Annotated in this window: 18 protein-coding genes; 7 read left to right on the top strand and 11 right to left on the bottom strand. The window is 42.3% G+C overall.

The window, feature by feature from the left end; all coding sequences use genetic code 11:
- Window positions 1-207 precede the first annotated feature (207 nt).
- Together EXU30_RS16310 and EXU30_RS20320 are read left to right on the top strand one after the other, a co-directional pair.
- Window positions 208-1,344, top strand: a complete 1,137-nt coding sequence (locus EXU30_RS16310; RefSeq protein ID WP_130601795.1) for a patatin-like phospholipase family protein — start codon at window positions 208-210, stop codon at window positions 1,342-1,344.
- A gap of 93 nt (window positions 1,345-1,437) precedes the next feature.
- Window positions 1,438-1,602 carry a hypothetical protein gene (locus EXU30_RS20320; RefSeq protein ID WP_165399038.1) on the top strand — a complete coding sequence of 55 codons (165 nt, stop codon included), beginning with the start codon at window positions 1,438-1,440 and terminating at the stop codon, window positions 1,600-1,602.
- A gap of 107 nt (window positions 1,603-1,709) precedes the next feature.
- Here the strand turns inward: EXU30_RS20320 and EXU30_RS16305 are convergent, their stop codons facing one another.
- Window positions 1,710-2,261, bottom strand: coding sequence for a YfaZ family outer membrane protein (locus EXU30_RS16305; RefSeq protein WP_242620243.1), 552 nt, complete (start codon window positions 2,259-2,261; stop codon window positions 1,710-1,712).
- 233 nt (window positions 2,262-2,494) lie between these two features.
- On the opposite strand from EXU30_RS16305, the gene EXU30_RS16300 reads away from it, so the two are divergent.
- Window positions 2,495-2,980: a glutathione peroxidase gene (locus EXU30_RS16300; protein ID WP_130601793.1), complete on the top strand. Its 486-nt coding sequence runs from the start codon at window positions 2,495-2,497 to the stop codon at window positions 2,978-2,980.
- Window positions 2,981-3,691: 711 nt separating this feature from the next.
- Here EXU30_RS16300 and EXU30_RS16295 read toward each other — a convergent pair.
- From EXU30_RS16295 to EXU30_RS16275, 5 genes are all read right to left on the bottom strand, one after another.
- The gene (locus tag EXU30_RS16295; RefSeq protein WP_130601791.1) at window positions 3,692-5,473 is read right to left on the bottom strand and encodes a M1 family metallopeptidase; all 1,782 of its coding nucleotides are present in this window, start codon (window positions 5,471-5,473) and stop codon (window positions 3,692-3,694) included.
- Window positions 5,474-5,971: 498 nt separating this feature from the next.
- Window positions 5,972-6,943, bottom strand: coding sequence for a PstS family phosphate ABC transporter substrate-binding protein (locus EXU30_RS16290; protein WP_130601789.1), 972 nt, complete (start codon window positions 6,941-6,943; stop codon window positions 5,972-5,974).
- 371 nt (window positions 6,944-7,314) lie between these two features.
- Window positions 7,315-8,616: a phosphate regulon sensor histidine kinase PhoR gene (gene phoR, locus EXU30_RS16285; protein WP_130601787.1), complete on the bottom strand. Its 1,302-nt coding sequence runs from the start codon at window positions 8,614-8,616 to the stop codon at window positions 7,315-7,317.
- A gap of 101 nt (window positions 8,617-8,717) precedes the next feature.
- Window positions 8,718-9,407 (bottom strand): phosphate regulon transcriptional regulator PhoB, encoded by a 690-nt coding sequence (gene phoB, locus EXU30_RS16280; protein WP_130601785.1) that lies wholly within the window; start codon window positions 9,405-9,407, stop codon window positions 8,718-8,720.
- A gap of 174 nt (window positions 9,408-9,581) precedes the next feature.
- Window positions 9,582-10,520 carry a porin gene (locus EXU30_RS16275; RefSeq protein ID WP_130601783.1) on the bottom strand — a complete coding sequence of 313 codons (939 nt, stop codon included), beginning with the start codon at window positions 10,518-10,520 and terminating at the stop codon, window positions 9,582-9,584.
- Window positions 10,521-10,974: 454 nt separating this feature from the next.
- On the opposite strand from EXU30_RS16275, the gene rdgC reads away from it, so the two are divergent.
- Entirely contained in the window at window positions 10,975-11,886 is a 912-nt protein-coding gene (gene rdgC / locus EXU30_RS16270; protein ID WP_130601781.1) for a recombination-associated protein RdgC, read from the top strand.
- Window positions 11,887-13,259: 1,373 nt separating this feature from the next.
- Here rdgC and EXU30_RS16265 read toward each other — a convergent pair.
- The 3 genes from EXU30_RS16265 to EXU30_RS16255 form a co-directional block, all read right to left on the bottom strand.
- On the bottom strand, window positions 13,260-13,571 hold the full coding sequence (locus tag EXU30_RS16265) for an Mpo1-like protein (protein ID WP_130601779.1): 312 nt from the start codon (window positions 13,569-13,571) through the stop codon (window positions 13,260-13,262).
- An 8-nt stretch (window positions 13,572-13,579) separates the two neighbouring features.
- A complete protein-coding gene (locus EXU30_RS16260) occupies window positions 13,580-14,209 on the bottom strand; it encodes a GNAT family N-acetyltransferase (RefSeq protein ID WP_130601777.1) in 630 nt (209 codons plus the stop codon).
- 169 nt (window positions 14,210-14,378) lie between these two features.
- Entirely contained in the window at window positions 14,379-14,759 is a 381-nt protein-coding gene (locus EXU30_RS16255) for a DUF3192 domain-containing protein (RefSeq protein WP_130601775.1), read from the bottom strand.
- A gap of 162 nt (window positions 14,760-14,921) precedes the next feature.
- On the opposite strand from EXU30_RS16255, the gene EXU30_RS16250 reads away from it, so the two are divergent.
- Together EXU30_RS16250 and EXU30_RS16245 are read left to right on the top strand one after the other, a co-directional pair.
- Window positions 14,922-15,245 carry a hypothetical protein gene (locus EXU30_RS16250; RefSeq protein WP_130601773.1) on the top strand — a complete coding sequence of 108 codons (324 nt, stop codon included), beginning with the start codon at window positions 14,922-14,924 and terminating at the stop codon, window positions 15,243-15,245.
- Between the two features lie 7 nt (window positions 15,246-15,252).
- Window positions 15,253-16,026: a Zn-ribbon-containing protein gene (locus tag EXU30_RS16245; protein WP_130601771.1), complete on the top strand. Its 774-nt coding sequence runs from the start codon at window positions 15,253-15,255 to the stop codon at window positions 16,024-16,026.
- A 77-nt stretch (window positions 16,027-16,103) separates the two neighbouring features.
- Here EXU30_RS16245 and syd read toward each other — a convergent pair whose 3' ends face one another.
- Complete coding sequence (syd, locus tag EXU30_RS16240) at window positions 16,104-16,754, bottom strand: SecY-interacting protein (protein WP_130601769.1); 651 nt, start codon at window positions 16,752-16,754, stop codon at window positions 16,104-16,106.
- A gap of 54 nt (window positions 16,755-16,808) precedes the next feature.
- Here syd and queF point away from each other — a divergent pair, with 54 nt between their 5' ends.
- Complete coding sequence (queF, locus tag EXU30_RS16235) at window positions 16,809-17,663, top strand: NADPH-dependent 7-cyano-7-deazaguanine reductase QueF (protein WP_130601767.1); 855 nt, start codon at window positions 16,809-16,811, stop codon at window positions 17,661-17,663.
- A gap of 115 nt (window positions 17,664-17,778) precedes the next feature.
- Here queF and EXU30_RS20820 read toward each other — a convergent pair whose 3' ends face one another.
- Window positions 17,779-18,738, bottom strand: a complete 960-nt coding sequence (locus EXU30_RS20820; protein WP_278044718.1) for a 4'-phosphopantetheinyl transferase family protein — start codon at window positions 18,736-18,738, stop codon at window positions 17,779-17,781.
- Window positions 18,739-18,992 lie beyond the last annotated feature (254 nt).

The raw sequence follows: 18,992 nt of genomic DNA, 5'->3' as shown, positions 1-18,992 counted from the left end.
ACTACCTGTTTGTCAAAGAAAAATCCCCATTCAAACCACCCTAAAACTTCATGAAACTGCGTCACATTTACCAGGCAGATTGCTTGAAATAATTCGAGCTTCATCATCGATAAAATTTTTCACCTCTATATTGAAATAGCCTAGGCAATCGTCCTATGCTGAATGTAATCAAATAACAAAAAAGCATAACTAATTAAAGGAGTTGTATTGGCTGACTCAGTGGCATTGGTGTTAGGCGGTGGTGGCGCGCGAGCTGCGTATCAAATAGGTGTGCTCAAAGCCTTGGTGCAACTGTATCCGCGCAATCACCATATCCCGTTTAATATTTTGTGCGGTACTTCAGCTGGAGCGATTAACGCCACCTCTTTAGCAACTCACGCATCATGCTTTCATCTAGGCGTAAAGAAACTCGATTGGGTTTGGCGCCATTTCCATACAGGTAAGGTATATAAGTCCTCCATTTCAGGCGTAACCTCACATTTACTTAAAATGGCAGTAAAGGGTATTCAACTTGATAGAATAAGCACGGATGCGGGGAGTTTGTTCGATAACCAACCATTACGAGAACTGCTAAATCAACTTATCGACTTTGCTCGTATCGATAGAAACATTATTAACGGCGCGCTTGATGCGATTAGCGTTGATACCTCCTGTTATAACAACTCGCATTCTTATACTTTTTACCAAGGTCATGAGTCAATTGGCGACTGGCAGCGAGCTCGGCGCAATGGCATTCGCACTCGATTACACACTGAGCATCTGCTCGCCAGTAGCGCAATTCCTATGGTGTTTCCCTCCATAGCCTTAAATCGCAATTACTTTGGCGACGGTAGTGTGCATCAACTTGCACCACTATCAAGCCCAATTCACTTAGGCGCAAATAAGGTTTTTGTCATTAACCTGGATAGCCCACATCAACAAAGTCACACTGAGCTTGTGCATCATCCTAGTACGGCCACCATTGCAGGGCACCTACTTGATACCATTTTCTCCGACACCCTAAATAGTGATTTAGAGCGTTTGGAGCGAATTAACAAAACGCTTGATTTGATTGAACCAAAGCAGCGCCAGCAACTCGGTTTACGTCAAATCGAAACGCTGGTATTTAAGCCCAGTGAGGATTTAAGTGAAATTGCCAGTCGCTATTATGAGGAGATGCCGTTTGCAATTCGTTCACTACTTAAGCTCATTGGCATAAGCAAGCAATCAGACTCCAGTATTGTCTCTTATCTGTTGTTTGAGAGCAGTTACACCAGCGCACTCATCGACCTTGGTTATCAAGATGCCATGGCAAGAATCGACGAGATAACAGACTTTTTCGATATTAGCATCCACACACCCTAGCCTCTTTTGATAACTACACACTGTAATAATCCTGCCACGTTTGCCCGCGATACTTGAGTAAGAAAATAGGCTACTAACCTTAGGGATCAAGCAATGGCTAAGCGCGACAAGCACAAACGCTATGATGAAGATGAGTGGGGAGAGAACCTCAATGACAACAGTAAATCTAAGAAACTAAAAAATAAACGTCGACAACAAAAGCGTGTGTTGAGCGAAGATGATACCTATTTGCTAGAGCAAGATTGGAGTCAGTCATAAAAATAAAGGCAAGATAACGTTTAGTATCTTGCCTTTAATGCCTATAGCTTATTTGAACAGCAATTCGAGCCTAACGTGCCGCTGGTTAGGCTCAGCAGATGGTTGAGCTAGAACTTGATAGCGCCGCCGATGTGGAAACCATCTTCAAAGCTCTGGCTACTGGCATGGTCAAACTTAAGCTTCTGATATCGGTAACCTGCATACAGCCCCATATTTGGATTCAAATTGAACTGTACTTTAGCGCCGTACTCGACATAACCATCTACATTAGAAAACGACAACACCGATGGTGCATAGTAGGCCGAACCATGTAGCGAAAGGTTCTTACTAATACTTAAGCCATATTCCCCACCCACGGCAACAGCGCTACCGTTAGGGGCATGTTTGTGCCACATATGAACGTACTTAGGCCCGACTTGGAAGTGGTGAGGTCCACTTTGATGAACCATATGGGCAGCAACTTCAGCTAGGTGACCTTTGTTTTCATGGTAGGTGTAACCTAAATCTAAGTTGGCATTTTGGTTCAGACTATTACTCAAACCAACTGATACACGGTGCTCACTCAAACCTAAGTCAAACTCACCTGCTTGTACCATGGTGACAGGCATCGCCACAAACGTTGCAGCAACAATCACAGTTTTTACACCATTGAACGTCATAACACACTCCCTTTAGTTGTTGTTGGCTGAATTATATGAATCCAAAGGTAAAAGTCTTGCTAGATGGGGCAGAATTAACCTTTATTACAAGTTGCCATCCCTCCCTCAACCATAGAGAAACAATTCACTCACACCAGTTCAACTTTCACTTCGCAACCATACATTGCAAAATTAAATTGCGCACAACTTAATTATCAACTATATTGCTGTTATTACTTTTCGGAGGTCAAAAAATGAGTCAATCAATTTATCAGTTTTCAGTAACAGACATTCGTGGCGAGCAACTTGAGTTAGCCGACTTTAAAGATAAGGTTTTACTGATCGTCAATACTGCAAGTAAGTGTGGATTTACTCCGCAATACAAGGCTTTGGAGACCTTATATCAAGAGTTTAACGAGCAAGGTTTAATGATATTAGGCTTCCCATGTAACCAATTTGGCGCTCAAGAACAGGGGAGCGAAGCTGAGATTAGTGAGTTTTGCGAGTTGAATTTTGGTGTCACCTTCCCACTACTATCAAAAGTCGAAGTTAACGGTGAAAACGCGGTCCCGCTATACAAGTTTTTAAAAAGCCAAGCAAAAGGCTTGCTTGGTAGTGAATCAATCAAATGGAACTTCACCAAGTTTCTGGTTGATCGTCAGGGACAAGTTATTGAACGCTTTGCTCCAACAACAAAACCTGAAGCATTAAGAGGTCAAATTAGTCAGCTTTTAAAGTAGCGAAAATGGCTATAACGATTAAACTCAATATACCGATGAAGAGTTAACGTTGTGGGCACAGGAGCTTTGTCGTCTTTTATTGGCTCAAAGCTAGTAACCTTGATAGATAGTTCGACTGGGTGCGCAAAAAAATTACTGCTAATTTGGCAGCTTAAATTTTTGATTTTTAGTGCTATTTGCTAAAAAACCAAATTATTTTGCAAAAAATTAAGAAAAATTGACTCAATCAGTGAACTTTTTGGCCTAGATGCCTTCTAACAAAGTAACAATGTTCATCACTTTGTTCTTCATCTCCCTGGGACTTCTAGCGCAGTCCCTTGATCTCAAGTAGATCGATAGGCAACCATTTGGTTGCCTTTTTTTATGGCCGCACATATTTAAATGAAATCCGGTTATACTCAATCATCAATAACCACTTAAATTTAGCAAAGTAGTTAATGGGCTTTTAAGAGAGATATTGGGAATTTCGAAGCGGCCTATATAAGCAGAGAAAAAATATTTAATTTTTTTCACAGCCTAATGAACTTTATTGAAAAGCACTAGTCTGAATAAGTAAGCAAGTTGACAAGTTTCCCCAGACTCCAACGCGCTTCTTCATCATCCCTTATGGCTGGCGGCTCATCACCGCCTTCCAATTTGCAAGATTCTTTTTATTGGCAACCCATTCGGTTGCCAATTTTTTTGCCTGCTCTTCAATTGAATATCTTGGAACTATTGCTCAAATAACTTATCTAATTGAAACCTAAGCGACGGATGGTAGCCTTTTCGAGCTTGCTGGTAAATGGCTAACGCCTGCGAATTCATTCCAGCAATTTGTAACTCAAGGTATAACGGTCTAACAAACTTAGCCCGGCCGACTTCGACTAAGAAAGCTGTTAAACGCTGCATCACTTTCTGGTAACGATTTCGAATCGCTACTCTAAACCAATCACATAAAATCTCGCTGTTACTACTTTGTGTAAAGGCAAAGCACGTATCTAAATCATCAAGCTGCTCAGTTGTTAGCACTAAAGGTAACTGGGTTAAAAAGTACTGCCAATGATGGACTCGCCAATCCTGGATTGCTAACTTGTTAGCATCAATACCAGATGTAAACTCGCTAAGCGCGAAATCGACCTTATTCAGACTGTCTGAGGTCGGCGCTTTGAACCAAGCTGGCATACCTGTGCCGTACACCCATTCATGTAGCTCGTGGGCAGAAATTTTGTCCCCATGGTCGATAAGCAATGTTTGCTCAGCATATTCCATAAAGGTTTCAGTGGTAATTGCAGTAAAAGCAAAATGCTCAACATAGCGGCGTAAAAAGATATCGAAACTATCCCGTCCAAGTCGCGATTCGAGTTCATGGACGAACATAGAGGCTTTGTCATAGGTAAAACGATTAAACGCTAGGTTTGGATCGCCCAGTTGCACATTAGCAGGTAAGGTTTGACTGCTGACTTCACTTGAAGCTAGCTCTTCTTGTAAGCGGCCATACTCAATCATTTTCTCAAGTTCAGCTTGCTCCTTGCTATACACGGCTTCAACAATGCGGTTGGTAAAATAGGTAGTAAACCCCTCGTTAAGCCATAAGTCACGCCAAGTCGCATTACTGACTAAATTACCAGTCCAAGAATGGGCTAACTCATGAGCGACTATTGATACCAAGCTTTTATCACCAGCTATTAGCGTGGGTGTCATAAAGGCAAGCATTGGGTTCTCCATACCGCCAAAGGGGAAGCTTGGCGGCAACACTATCATGTCATAACGCTGCCAGGCATATTCACCTAAAAGTGATTCAGCTACCTGCATCATAGCTTCAGTATCTTCAAACTCATTTGCTGCGCGCTCAAGCATGCCCGGCTCTGTATAAATTCCGCTACGTTTACCGGTGGCCTTGAACGCAAGGTCGCCGACAGCAATGGCAAGTAAGTGTGTCGGGATAGGCTTAACCATAGTGAATTGATACACGCCGTCATCCGCAATAGCAGGATCGTTTAACGCGCTCATCACAGCACGTAATTGCTTGGGTACACTCACCTTAGCATTAAAAGTGACTCTCGCTTTCGGTGTGTCTTGCAGTGGGATCCAGCTCCTGGCATTAATAGGTTGTGATTGACTAAACAAATAAGGTTGCTGTTTCCCCAATGTTTGCTCAGGTGCTAACCACTGTAATCCTTGAGCTTGCGGGCTTGTACAATAAACAATCTTGACTTTATTAAGTTGGGTTCCAACTTGAATACTAAGCTGTTGACCTAATGCATCGTTAACTTGAACTAGCTGGTATTCAAGTGCGTTATCCAGCTCATCCTTTACCGCAACGATATCCAAATCTCGACAATCGATTAGCAGGCTATCGCTTGAAGACAAACGCTCAAAACTTAGCACTACCTCGCCGGAGAGTTGTTTTAGGTCAAAGTCTACCGTGATATCTAAATCGAAATGAACAACGCGGTTTTGGTCGCAATTAGCGCTGGAATGATAATCTTTGTTAAAGTCGAACACTTTCGCCACAACAGCTCCTTCGGCTGAATTTATATCCTAAATTGTATAACAAGCAATGATTTATTTATTAAGCATAGGTCAAAGATTTCTGCGGTGATTCGGGATCAGGAAAATTATCTGAAAAAATTGAAAAAGGTGGGAACTAATCTCAACGCCGCCGGTCATATATAGTGAACCGAATCTTATTTGAAAGTTTCATTGTTCATCATCATCCTCCCATTTGATAACACTGTTATCGCCCATATTGCATTTGCAGTATTAGCAACCTCAAAGTAGGTTGCTTTTTTTTGTCTTTGAAATAGCAACATTTAAAATATAGTCATACCAATCGGGATAAATAAGCGGGCGGGTTAGACTGCCTTAGAAATGTCCAACGACGTAATAAGCCCTTTTAATCAATAAGAGTAAGCCAGTAGGCATGCTCACATACCTGTGCTGATGGGTATAAATGGCAGACACAAAAAAGACCTCGCGAGGAGGCCTTTTAGATTCAGGTTTTGTAAGCGTTTAAAGCTTAATGCCTGCTTTTTCTAAGTCTTTAGCAACAACTGAGCGAGGTAGCGGTACATAACCGTCTTTCTCAACAATTTGCTGACCCTGCTTAGAAAGCATGTACTTGATGAACTCGCGGTCCATTGGCGACAGCTCTTTATTAGGGTGCTTGTTGATGTAAACGTATAGGTAACGAGATAGTGGGTAAGTACCGTTTGCAGCATTCTCGTGAGTCGCAGCGATATACTTCTTACCTTTCTTCGAAACTGCTACGGCTTTAACACCAGCAGTTTTGTAACCGATACCAGAGTAACCAATCGCATTCAGAGATTGAGAAACAGACTGCACTACTGACGCACTACCTGGTTGCTCGTTCACGTTTGGACGAAAATCACCTTTACAAAGTGCTTTCTTCTTGAAGTAACCATAAGTACCAGATACTGAGTTACGACCGTACAGCTGAACGTCTTTTGCGCTCCAGCTACCGTCTAGGCCAACATCGCCCCAACGCTTAACTTCGCTACCACCACACTTGTTAGTAGAAGAGAAAATACCGTCGATTTGCTCAATGCTTAAACCTTCAACTGGGTTATCTTTGTGTACGAATACAGCTAATGCATCAATCGCTACACGGATAGCAGTTGGTTGGTAACCAAAATGCTTCTCGAATGCTTCAACTTCGTTTGGCTTCATTTTACGGCTCATTGGACCGAACTGTGAAGTACCTTCAGTAAGGGCTGGTGGCGCAGTAGATGAACCAGCAGCTTGAATTTGAATGTTTACGTTAGGGTAGATGTGTTTAAAGTCTTCTGCCCAAAGAGTCATCATGTTCGCAAGCGTGTCAGAACCAACAGATGACAAGTTACCAGAAACACCACTTGTTTTTTCATAAACAGGTAGAGTTTGATCGATTGCAGCCATCGCGCCTGCAGAGAATACACCAGCGGCAGATAGGGTAATAGCGCCGACAAGTTTTTTCAGTTTCATTGTAATGCTCCAAATTAAGCGTACTTTGTTTTGAACACGGTCAGTATCAACTTCAACGATGACAAGTCTATTACTGCTAGATGACAGTTGTATGACAGAGTGACATTTCGATAACAGATTTATGAAACACCTTAAAAACACTTTTAAGCGCCGACATAAGATCACGATTAAGCTATATTCGAGAGAATGACATATGCTCGTTGATGATTGACGCAATCTACAGGTTCGAAGTAACAAGTTAAAAACACAGAAATTGAACGCAGAACGTTAGCCAGAATTAGAAAGCAAAAAGCAGACAGAATTAGAAAGCAAAAAGCAGCCAGAAGGCTGCTTATTCAAACTCTAACTTAATACATCTGAATGACAACAAGCTATGTCACTTCATCAGCTAAAAGGTGTGATGGAATAATAAAGCTAAAGGTACTGCCTACACCTACCTCACTCACAATAATTAACTCACTGTGATGATGACTCAGCGCATGCTTCACAATCGCCAAACCTAAACCTGTACCACCTGTTTTACTGCTTCTGGCATTATCAACCCGATAAAATCGCTCAGTTAAGCGGCTAATGTGTTGAGGCGCAATACCTTGACCAGTATCAGTTACCGAGAACCTTGCGCCTTGCGCAACCTTGTTCCAGGTAACTGTTATAGTGCCACCTTCTGGTGTATAGCGAATCGCATTAGAAATTAAATTTGAACAGGCACTTCTAAGCTGCAATTCAACACCATGAATGTTCAATTCAGGGTCACAGTCAAATACTAGGGTATAATCAGTTAACGCTAACGCTTTGGCTTCTTCCTTAAGCACATCAATCATCACACGCATATCGACCACTTGCGATAAGTCAATCTCATCCGCATCTTCTATCCGTGACAACGCAAGTAACTGCTCAACCATGGATTGCATCCGCGTGGTTTGCTGCTGCATTAACTCAAGCGGCTTACTATTAGGTGAGTCAGTGCCTTCCATGGTTTGCATGATCTCTAAGTAGCCCTGTAGCACGGTAAGCGGGGTTTTAAGCTCGTGCGACACATTGGCGACAAAGTCTTTGCGCATGCCTTCTAGTTGATTAAGACGAGTGACATCGCGAGCTATAAGTAACAGCTGTCTGTCACCGTATCGCATGATACGAATCTCTAACGTGCGGTTGTCCGATACTGGGGATGGGATTTCTAACGGTTCATCAAAACTAGTTGAACGTAGATACTCTGAAAAATCGGGATGACGCAATAAGTTATCAATGCGCTGACCATTATCTTGTGGCCACACAAAGCCTAAAATCAACTGCGCAAGCTTGTTACACCACAAGATATTATGACTCGAATCGAGCACCACTGCTGCGTCTGGCAGTGCCTCAGCACCTTGACGAAAGCGACCTAGAATAGACGCCAACTGCCCTACTCGGCGACGATTTTTACCTTGCAGACGGTAAATACCATTAAACACACCTTCCCAACTGCCTTGCCCTTGAGGCGGTGTTAGACGCTTATCTTTCCATAACCAAAAGTTAAGACGCGCGATTTGACGATAGTGCCAAACCAGCAAAACAATACAACCTAAAATGACAGTCACTGCGACCTGGCCAACTGCTAAACCCACAATAAATAGCAAGCCTACAACCAAACCCAATCTTAGTAACAATCGAAAGCCAGAATATGATTCAAACATAAGCAGACCTAAAAAAGGGTTGTGTAACAACCCTTAGAAAATAATTAGGTAAATATTGCGCTACACCTTAACCCAATATCTACCCTATGACTACTCGTTTGCTATAAACGGGTTGAGAAGCGGTAACCAGCTCCTCGAACAGTTTGAATAAGCTTGTCGTGTCCGCCAGTTTCGACGGCTTTGCGCAGACGACGAATGTGTACATCTACGGTGCGATCTTCTACATAAACATTGGTTCCCCAAACGTTATCTAGAAGCTGCTCACGGCTGTACACACGTTCAGGGTGAGTCATGAAGAAATGCAATAGTCGAAATTCGGTCGGCCCCATATCGAGCACACTGTCACCAAAGCTAACGCGATGACTCACAGGATCTAGTTGCAGGCCTTGAACATCAATCACCTCTTCTAAACGCGTTGGTGCACTGCGGCGTAATACCGCTTTAATACGAGCAACAAGCTCCTTTGGAGAGAAGGGTTTAGTGATGTAATCATCCGCACCGACTTCAAGGCCTTTGACCTTGTCTTCTTCTTCGCCACGAGCAGTCAGCATAATGATCGGGATCTGACGCGTAAATTCATCTTGCTTTAAGCGCTTGGCTAGCTGGATACCACTGCCTCCAGGGAACATCCAATCTAGCAAAATTAAATCTGGATAAGGCTCTTGTAATAACTCAACTGCTGAATCAAAGTCTTCAGCTGCAGCAGTGCTAAAGCCATGCTGTTCCATGACGAATGTCAGCATCTCACGGATTGCTGCTTCATCTTCTACAATTAAAATCCTAGCTGTCATAATCGCTTCTGTTGCTTCTGTTATAAATGTGCCACATGGTTATTATTGGTCAGTTTTATTACAGATTTATGATAGTAAACTGCATTTTCTCACTAATTCCAAAAATATGTCATATTAATATCATTAAAACGAAAAAAGGGGCCTAAGCCCCTTTTTATCAAGACAATTATTAATTTAGAACTTGTGTTCTAAACCTAGACCAAAGTACTTGTCTTTGTCATCACCAGATTCAGGCGTATTGTGAGTGTAGAAAGCGAACAATTTAGTTGGCTTACCTAACTTGTAATCAGCACCAACTGACCAAGAATCGCCTTTGTTTTCCATGTCCTGGAACTGAGCTTTAAGTGTTACAGCATCAATGCTGTAAGCTGCGCTTAATAGGTAACCTTTATTCTTAACGTTACTGTTTAGCTTTTCTTCTTGTTGGTACATACCACCAAGTTTGAAGCCAGCGATTTTACCTTGAACAGTTGCACGAGCAACGTCATAGCCTTTTACTTTTGAATCATACGCGATAGATGCGTAGATAGGAGATTTCTTAAGGCCTGAGTCACCGTACATAACAGCTGTAGAGAAGCCATTCTCTTCCTGCTGCTTGCTATCAGCGTCAGCTACATAAGTTACACCCGCTTGGAAACCGCTGAATGATGGCGTCACGTATGTTGCAGTTTGCGCCATACGGTTCTCACCGGCGAACAAACTCTTTAAGTCACCAGATAAGTCATTGAACAGGTCAACTTTACCTTGCGACTTTTTAAGCATGGTGTCATTGCGACCGACAGAAACAGCACCAAAATTACCTTTTAAACCAACAAACTGGTTACGAGCAGTAAAGTTATCAGAGCTTGCGTTACCTGTATCAACTTGGTATTCAACAGTGTAGAACGCTTCTAATGAATCGCTTAACTCAAAAGCACCTTTTACACCAAAACGAGATGCGTTGCTTTGAATGGTAGTATTAGAAACGTTCTTACCATCTTCATAGTAATCGTTAGATTGAGCAGTGACATTTAGCTTACCGTACACTGTGATTGGATCAGCAGCGTAGGCAGTTGACATAGTTGCAGCAGTGATTGCTGTAGCAATTACAGTTTTAGTTAACGCTTTCATCATTTCATCCTTTTGACGAGTTATCGTCTTTTTTGCTTGTAAAGGGCGAAATAAATCGCCGCTTTGAACTGTGAACGGCGGCAAGTTTGCACGTTGAATATTGCAGATTTATTTCAGTAAATTCACTTTTGCTTAAGTAGCTGTTTGCAAAATAATCAGCCAGTAAGCAAAGTGCTTATTTTTCAAATAGTAAGATAACACCTCAAGATTTATGACAGTTTTGTGAAGCGTGTTTTTTTAGTGACTGTACGCAAAATAAAACGCAATAAAGTCCGAAACTGCACCAATATTAGGCGACTAACTTCTAATAACTCATTCACTGTTCTAATAATCAAACGAGCAAAGGCTGAACAAAACTCACCCAGCTATCACTCTCAACTACGTGGCATGTTTACCCTTTGGATGACATGCCGTACACTGCTGCACTATTCATTGATTTAACTTAGGTTACTCATATATGTGGTTCAAAAACTTAACTCTCTACCGCTTTAACAAACCATTCAACGTTGAAACCGAAGCGTTAGAAACTGCTTTGCAAGACTTCACTTTTTCACCTTGCAGCAGCCAAGACATTAGCAAATTCGGTTTTAGTAAGGCGCTAGGCAAGCAAGGCGACGCACTAGTACATAGCGCAGAGAACCGTCACTTAATTTGCGTAACGAAAGAAGAGAAAATCCTGCCAGGGCAAGTGATTAAAGAAGCCCTTGATGAAAAAGTCGCTGAAATTGAAGCAGCAGAAAACCGCAAAGTGACCAAAAAAGAAAAAGACTCCATCAAAGATGAAATCACCACCACTTTGCTTCCACGGGCTTTTTCTCGCCGCAGTCAAACGCGCGCACTAATCATGCCTGAGCTTGAAATGATTTTAATAGACAGTTCAAGTGCAGCTAAAGCAGAAGAATTACTCGCGTTGCTGCGTAAAGCACTAGGCAGCTTGCCTGTTATTCCGCTTAGCTTTGCTACCCCAATTGAAACGACACTGACTGAGTGGTTAAAAGCTGGTAGCGCACCCATGCCGTTTGAAATGCAAGATGAAGCAGAACTGAAGAGCGATTCAGATGAAGGCGGAATTGTTAGATTCAAACAACAAGTGCTACAAGAAGATGAAGTACTAGCTCATATTGAAACAGGTAAGCAAGTTCACAAACTTGCTTTGCACTATGGTCAATCTATTGCCTGCGTCATTCAATCTGATGCCAGTGTCAAGCGTATTAAGTTCTCTGAAGAATTCCGCGCGGGTAATGATGATATCGGCGGAGATGATCCTTTAGCAAAAATCGATGCTGACTTTGCGCTTATGGGAAGTGAGTTGGTGTCTTTTGTTAATGCTATGCGTGATGCATTAGGTCCATTTGAGCAACAAATTTAAGCTCATTTTTCGCGAAAACTCACTTTAATAAAGAAAGGCCGCGATGTTTCCATCGCGGCCTTCTATTCTCTTGTTAAGCTGTCCAGCTATTGTCGTGCTCCCTGCACCATCCATGCGTCTAGTTGCGTCCTGCCCTGTCCGTGATCTTTCCTTGAAATCCGTGTACTTGCGTACTTCCCTCTTACTCGGTTTTCCATTGACCGAGCCTGCTCTATCCTAAGCGTGTCCTAGATCTATCCCTGAAAATCCTTCTTATTACACTTCCGGTGTAACTAACGCTTTCTCTCACTCCCTGACAAAAAGCTTTTATCCTTAACTGGCTTAACGCCACTTTCCTTTGGTGAACATCCTGTCACCCCATTCCCGTGTGTATCCAGCTCCTTGGATGTGGATATAGTAAAGAAGTTGTATCAAAATCACAGGGGTGAAAAACTATTTTAACATCAACTCAACAATAAGCTTGTTGTGCACAAGGAGAACAATAAACAAAAACAATAACTTACATCGTAACCACAGTGTAAACACTCAATAACAACTGTTGTTGTCTCACACGGTTTGTGAGATATATCTCACACGAAAGATGTCATATATAGCAACATAAACGAAAGTACTAGTAAGTATAGGTTAGACTACATTGTTGAATTTGTAACACCGCAAAGCACGCTTTGTACAAAAAACAGCCAACAAAGCTTAATTCCTACAATACTCGATCTACGTTTTATACTCACGTACTCCACATCAATATTCAATACAAATAAAAAAGGCACAACCTCGAAAGGTTGTGCCTGTTTTTCTTCTTGTTAGCCATCCTGCTAATTTGTTGCTCCCTGCACCATCCGTGCGTCATCGCTATCCAAGCGTGTCCTATCCCTTTTAACTCAAATCCTTGCTAATCATTAGCATTGAGCTTCATTCCATTGATCAGTCATCCATTTACTGAACATTCAAATCCATCTGAGTCTTCCTTGGCGTCCTGCTATCCTTCCCTTATTCCTTGTGTCTTACGACACCCATCCTTGTTTCGGTTATCCATTTACCGAGCTCATGCCTGTTCCTTGGGCGTGTCCTGCATTCATCCTTGAAAACCATCATCCTTAATACAACCTTCCTTTAAGGCTAATAAGTTATTTGCTCTTCCTGAGCCGTAATAACTTGATGGGTTAATCATACGCCTTTAAGAGGTCGGTCCAAGATGCTTTTCATACATTTCACAGAAGAATAACATTTCAAAAATGAAATATTTAACCAAAAAACCAATAAAATCATAAAGAAAGACTTTAACGATTGTTAAAACACTGATGCACGTCAATAGAAAGACCTACAAGCGTGTAAGAGATATCTCACAAGCAAACGGTTTGATCATCCATACTCAATTATTTTCGAATTCGATTTGTTAACATTTGCCACAACATTACCCAGTCACCAACAAAGCTATACCAGGGATAAGTGAAGGTAGCAGGTTTATTCTTCTCAAAGAAAAAGTGTCCAACCCAGGCAAATCCATAACCAATAAAAGGTAAAACAAATACATAGCTCCAGCTTGCTGTGACTACCACCCAGGCAAGTACCGCTATCGTCAACAAAGAGCCGACATAATGTAAGCGTCTGCAAGTTGGGTTTTGATGCTGAGACAAGTAAAAGGGATAAAACTCGGCAAAACTTTGGTAACGTGGACTATCAGACATAAATCTACCTATGATTTCTTGTAGAAAAGTACACTGCCATGGACACTGCCTATAGTGACATCGGCAATTGCACTGAACTCTTGCTTAACGAAGATTTGTTTATGGCGATGATCACTGACAAATACGCCCACACCATCTAACTCATGTTGCTCATCACACCAGCTCTGTACAGCTTGAATTAGTCGACTGCCTAAGCCTTTGTTTTGCTCGGCAGGACTTAATGCAATGAACTGCAACACACCGCATTTCTCCGACGGAAGCTGCTCGAGAATACACGCCTCTTTATTGATCATGCTTTGGGTCGACTTCCAGCCAGTACCTAACACCATCTTCAAGCGCCAATGCCAGTAACGAGTTTCACCAAGTGGCACTTGCTGGGTAATCACACAAGCCACCCCAAGTAAACGCTCACCATCAAACAAGCCTATTAAAGGTTGGTCTTGTTGCCATAACTCATTTAATTCCTCACGAATCGCCGCCCTTAGTTTCTGCTCATAGGTAGACAAGTCACCTTGCCCTAAAACGTCATTAAAGAAAGGATCATCATGATAAGCGTTGTAGATAATAGACGCAGCAATCCGCAAATCTTCAGCGGTTAAATACACTGCTCGCAGCTGTTCTAATGTAAATGCTGACATATGCGCTCACCTTACATTTATAAGTAAGTTAGTATTTGAATTACAGCTTAAAATTCCCTCAATTAATCCAATCTAGCAATTTAACATTTTTTAAACAATTACTTTTTTACAATGTAAAAGGCCTCGTCAATGACGAGGCCTTGCCTTACTAATTTAAGCTTTTGCTTACTTATATTTGCTTATAAGCACTGTCGCCCCAGCCAACGAGCGCGTTATCGCGCAGCACGACCGGAGTACATTCATCCTTAGTGGTCTTACCGTCGCCTTTAGTCCACTGTGTACGATAAAAATAAACTTGTACTTCTTGTTTCGCGTCTCCGTCATTGCTTAGATAGGCTTCGGTGAAATCAGCCGTCCCCATAATTACAAGCACTTGCTCTTTGGTCATTCCCATCGAAAGCTTAGTCAAATTAGCGCGGTTTTTTTCTTGTTGTACTTCCCAATAATCATGGTTTTTAGCTGACTTATGATCGCCGACATTCAATACACAGCCTGATAAACCTAAGGTTGTGGTCGCAATAATAATTGAAGCTAATAGTTTTGATTTCATCTCAGTTCCTTTTTGTTAAAATGGTCAACTATGCTCGCTATAAAGCGATATCCATGCCAATTATTTAAGGTGTTGAAATTAAAAGACAATTAATCTTAACCTAGGTTAAGTGAGTTAAATTGCCAACGTCATTAAGCTAAATTTTAAGGATTTTCACCAACCATGCGTCCAATTGACCACGTACTTGCTGCCGCAAAAGGTATCGCACTTAAAGGGCAAAAGCCCAATGTTGCTCTCATTAAAAGTCGTGTTGGCGCAAATGTGCCAATGCCAGTCATAGTTCAAGGTATTCGCGAGTTTAATGCCATGTCTGAAGAAGAATGGCGTGGAATTGAAGACTCACAACCACAAGCAATAAGCAAAGACAAATCCGCTGGCGTTAGCCTCGAAGCCCTAAGCAAGCAAGTTAATGCCATGCAAGAGTATATCTCTCAATTAGAGTCGCGTATCAGCCAGCTTGAAACACAAGCTAACAAAAGCGAATAACACAGCTATGTTTGTTTATGAATTAAGATTTGAGTGCTTTGCTGACACCACTATCACAGCGGCAGAAAAAGCAATCAATAATCTGCTTGAAGCTTATCGCGCCAATGGTCAAGTGCTCGGGCGTGAATTTGCGGTAGCCTTTAATGATGGCGAGTTTAAAGTGCGTTTGCTAATGCCAGAGCAAACCAGCCTGCACCCAAAACACAATAGCCCTTGGGTTAAGCGAGCATTGACTGAGCTGACTGATGCCAAACTGCTTGCACCTCGTGAAAAGTTCATAGGTCAGGATATAAACTCAGAAGCTTCAACCACCGAAGTACCAAGCTGGCAGGTACTGTACACCAGCTATGTGCATATGTGCTCGCCACTTAGAAGTGGCGATAGTCTAATGCCAATTCCGCTTTATCACATTCCGGCTACTTTTAATGGCGATCATAAACGGGTGATCAAGTGGCAAACTGAGTGGCAAGCCTGTGACGAACTGCAAATGGCTGCAGCAACCAAAGCGGAATATGCCGCACTTGAAGAGCTTACAAGCCATCAAAGCGATCTGTTCCGCCGAGGCTGGGATTTACGTGGACGTATTGAGTACCTCACTAAAATCCCTACTTATTACTACTTATATAGAGTGGGCGGCGAAAGCCTAGCTACTGAAAAACAACGGCCATGCCCACGCTGCGGCTCAAAAGATTGGCTGTTAGATGAGCCGCTATTAGACATGTTTCACTTTCGCTGCGACAACTGCCGCATTGTATCTAACATCTCCTGGGATCATCAGTAGCCCGAAAAGTGGTAAAGATAAAAAAGTGGGTCAGAGTAAACTTTACTCTGACCCACTTTTTTTAACTCACTAGCGACTTACTTTTGATGACCCATTAAATTGCCCCACATGATTTTAATTCTTGCCCATATTCCAGGATGCTCATGGACTACATCTTGTTCCTGAATTGGTGCTACTGGCGGTTTAATGATGACTTGCAACTGCTCAATAAACTCAGCGATTGAGCTGGCTAACTGCTGCTTAGGTTTATCGCCTGGAATTTCAATCCACACGCTGCCATCAGAATTATCAACGGTCAGCATTTGGTCGCCCTCACCCAGCACGCCAATAAACCAGGTTGGCTGATGCTTAAGCTTTTGCTTCATCATCAAGTGACCAATCATATTCTGCTGTAGATATTCAAAGTCTTGCTGATTCCAGGCTTGCAGTAGCTCACCCTCGCCCCAAGGGCTGGTGAAATTTAGCGGCGCGCTATAATAGCGGCCGTAAAAGGCATTAATATCGACGTGCAATTCAAGCTCAAGCGCCTTAGCGACATTATCAAAATCAGCTGGAGTTTGGCGCTTATGAGGCTGCCAAAAAACCGCATCATCTAGATCGGCATCGTCATCCGCCACACATGGAGAGGCTTCACCTAGCGGGTAATAACGCGGCAACTCAGATAATGATGACTGATACACATTTAGATACTGTTTGAAAAAGTTATCAAAGGCAGATGAACAAGACACTTAAGCTACTCGTAGTTTATAATAAAGCGATATTTTGACATGGAAACCGATTAGATGACACAAAATCACGATCCTTATAATGAAGCGCCAGAACTTGCTGAGCTAACCCTTGGTAAATCAACTGGCTATGTCGCTGAATATGACGCTTCATTGCTGCAAGGGGTCCCGCGTAAACTTAACCGTGATGCCATTGAGTTAACTGGCGAGCTACCTTTTCATGGCTCAGATATTTGGACCGGCTATGAGCTGTCTTGGCTAAATGCCAAAGGCAAGCCTATGGTTGCCATCATGGATGTTTATTTAGATATCAACAGCGTTAACTTAATTGAATCTAAGTCATTTAAGCTGTATCTCAATAGCTTTAACCAAACTCGTATCGACAGTGTGGAAATGCTAGAGCAAACCATCAGCAAAGATTTGGCTGATTGCGCTCAAGGCGAGGTAAAAGTTAAAGTCATTGAGCCTAAACACTTCCCACAGTCTCGTATTGTTGAGCTGCCAGGCACTTGCATCGATGAGCTAGATATTGAAGTGAACGATTACGACTTCAAGCCTGAGTATCTTGAAGACAGTACTGACAGTAAAAATGTTGCAGAAACCCTAACTTCAAACCTGTTGAAGTCAAACTGCTTGATCACTTCACAGCCAGATTGGGGCAGCGTGATGATCCGCTATCAAGGGCCAAAGATTGATCGTGAAAAGCTGCTGCGCTATTTGATTTCATTCCGCCAGCATAACGAGTTTCATGAGCAATGCGTCGAGCGTATCTTTACCGACTTAAAGCGCTACTGCCAATGCAGCAAGTTAACGGTTTATGCTCGCTATACCCGTCGCGGCGGATTAGACATTAATCCATTCCGCTCTGATTTTGAGCAGCCGCCAGAAAGCCTACGTTTAGCAAGACAGTAATTGCTGTTCACTAGCAATTAGAAGTAGCTATAAACATCAAGCCATCTCAGTTGAGATGGCTTTTTTTGTCTATGCAACAAATTAATCAATATAAAAGCTACAGGCTCTCGCAGAATTAGCGACCTAGCATTTGCGCTAACTGCACTTTATCCACTAGAGAAAACTGCCAGTTGGTTTTGCCAGCTATATTAGATGTAATCGCAAAGCGATATTCTTGATTTAAATAACCAAACTGAACCTGCCATTTTTGCTTAGCAAGATTTGTCTTTTTGATATCACCAAGTTTAGCGTCATCAAACTCTAGTCCAATGCCATCAAGCGTAGGCAGGTAATGAATTGACTCACTCTCGTTTGCTGTGCTCTCGTTTTCAGTGCTCTCGTTTACTGTATTTTCTAACGTTTGTAATTCGGCTTTACTCGAAACGACATGACGAAAATCAAAAGCAAATGATTTTAGCGATAATGCCAATCCAGAACCTTCCGCTTTAATAAACGACTCTTTCAATGCCCATAAATCAAAAAATCGCTGCCTTTGCTCACTCTCTGGCAGCTGTTGCAACTGGGTGATTTCTAACTCACTAAAGTAGTTATTTAAAATTGCGTGAATATCGGTGCGACTGCGCAGGCGCTCGATATCTGCGCCGAGCATAATAGGCTGACAATCACCACTGCTCGCTAACTGATTGGGGTTATTCATACATGCAATAGCAATCATAAACCAGTCGCCACTGTGGCTTAAGTTAAAACTAATACCACTATGTTTAAATTGTGCATCTGTGAGTCTAGGTTTGCCGTGTTTGCCATACTCAAAGCGCCACTGCTGCGGCGCAATATCACTGTGACGCGATAGCAAAATCCGCACCAGCGCCCTGACCCAAAGTGATTTTTCACGGCGCTCTGAGCTGCGAATACGCTCTACCTTTGCCAGCTCATCATCGCTTAATAACCCAAGCAACTGCAGAGTCAGCGGTTCAGGCATTGGAAACTTCTCGCCGGGATTCGCGCTCGAGTATTCAGGCGCTTTATTGATGTGCGCCTTCGAAGATAAATTAACAAAGTAGACGTAATAGCTCATTGTTTTACCGCCATTGATTGGCATCCTAACTAATAAATTATCGATGACTGATAAAACAGTATCTTATAGGGCTAGTCTCGGGTGTTTATACGACACATGTAACGCTAATCCAGCTCAAAAACTGGTCGAGCCACTTCTAGCTAGACGATACCGCATTATGCTTAAACTCAGCACTAATCACCACAAAATCATTTAATTCATTCGCTTACGTATAACTTTTATGCAGATGAAACTTAAATCTTGTTAATGTTAAC

The sequence above is a fragment of the Shewanella maritima genome, from assembly GCF_004295345.1.
GTDB lineage: Bacteria > Pseudomonadota > Gammaproteobacteria > Enterobacterales > Shewanellaceae > Shewanella > Shewanella maritima.
Note: the sequence above shows the minus strand (reverse complement) of the source record. Positions and strands in the feature narration are given on the sequence as shown.

Bases quoted from the DNA above. Each gene is read 5' to 3' on its own strand.
- EXU30_RS16255 (WP_130601775.1), bottom strand. From the start codon at position 14,759: ATGAAATCAAAACTATTAGCTTCAATTATTATTGCGACCACAACCTTA.
- EXU30_RS16300 (WP_130601793.1), top strand. From the start codon at position 2,495: ATGAGTCAATCAATTTATCAGTTTTCAGTAACAGACATTCGTGGCGAG.
- EXU30_RS20820 (WP_278044718.1), bottom strand. From the start codon at position 18,738: ATGAGCTATTACGTCTACTTTGTTAATTTATCTTCGAAGGCGCACATC.
- phoB (WP_130601785.1), bottom strand. From the start codon at position 9,407: ATGACAGCTAGGATTTTAATTGTAGAAGATGAAGCAGCAATCCGTGAG.
- phoR (WP_130601787.1), bottom strand. From the start codon at position 8,616: ATGTTTGAATCATATTCTGGCTTTCGATTGTTACTAAGATTGGGTTTG.
- queF (WP_130601767.1), top strand. From the start codon at position 16,809: ATGACACAAAATCACGATCCTTATAATGAAGCGCCAGAACTTGCTGAG.
- EXU30_RS16265 (WP_130601779.1), bottom strand. From the start codon at position 13,571: ATGTCTGATAGTCCACGTTACCAAAGTTTTGCCGAGTTTTATCCCTTT.
- EXU30_RS16290 (WP_130601789.1), bottom strand. From the start codon at position 6,943: ATGAAACTGAAAAAACTTGTCGGCGCTATTACCCTATCTGCCGCTGGT.
- EXU30_RS16245 (WP_130601771.1), top strand. From the start codon at position 15,253: ATGTTTGTTTATGAATTAAGATTTGAGTGCTTTGCTGACACCACTATC.
- EXU30_RS16305 (WP_242620243.1), bottom strand. From the start codon at position 2,261: ATGACGTTCAATGGTGTAAAAACTGTGATTGTTGCTGCAACGTTTGTG.
- EXU30_RS16250 (WP_130601773.1), top strand. From the start codon at position 14,922: ATGCGTCCAATTGACCACGTACTTGCTGCCGCAAAAGGTATCGCACTT.
- EXU30_RS16275 (WP_130601783.1), bottom strand. From the start codon at position 10,520: ATGATGAAAGCGTTAACTAAAACTGTAATTGCTACAGCAATCACTGCT.
- rdgC (WP_130601781.1), top strand. From the start codon at position 10,975: ATGTGGTTCAAAAACTTAACTCTCTACCGCTTTAACAAACCATTCAAC.
- EXU30_RS16260 (WP_130601777.1), bottom strand. From the start codon at position 14,209: ATGTCAGCATTTACATTAGAACAGCTGCGAGCAGTGTATTTAACCGCT.
- EXU30_RS20320 (WP_165399038.1), top strand. From the start codon at position 1,438: ATGGCTAAGCGCGACAAGCACAAACGCTATGATGAAGATGAGTGGGGA.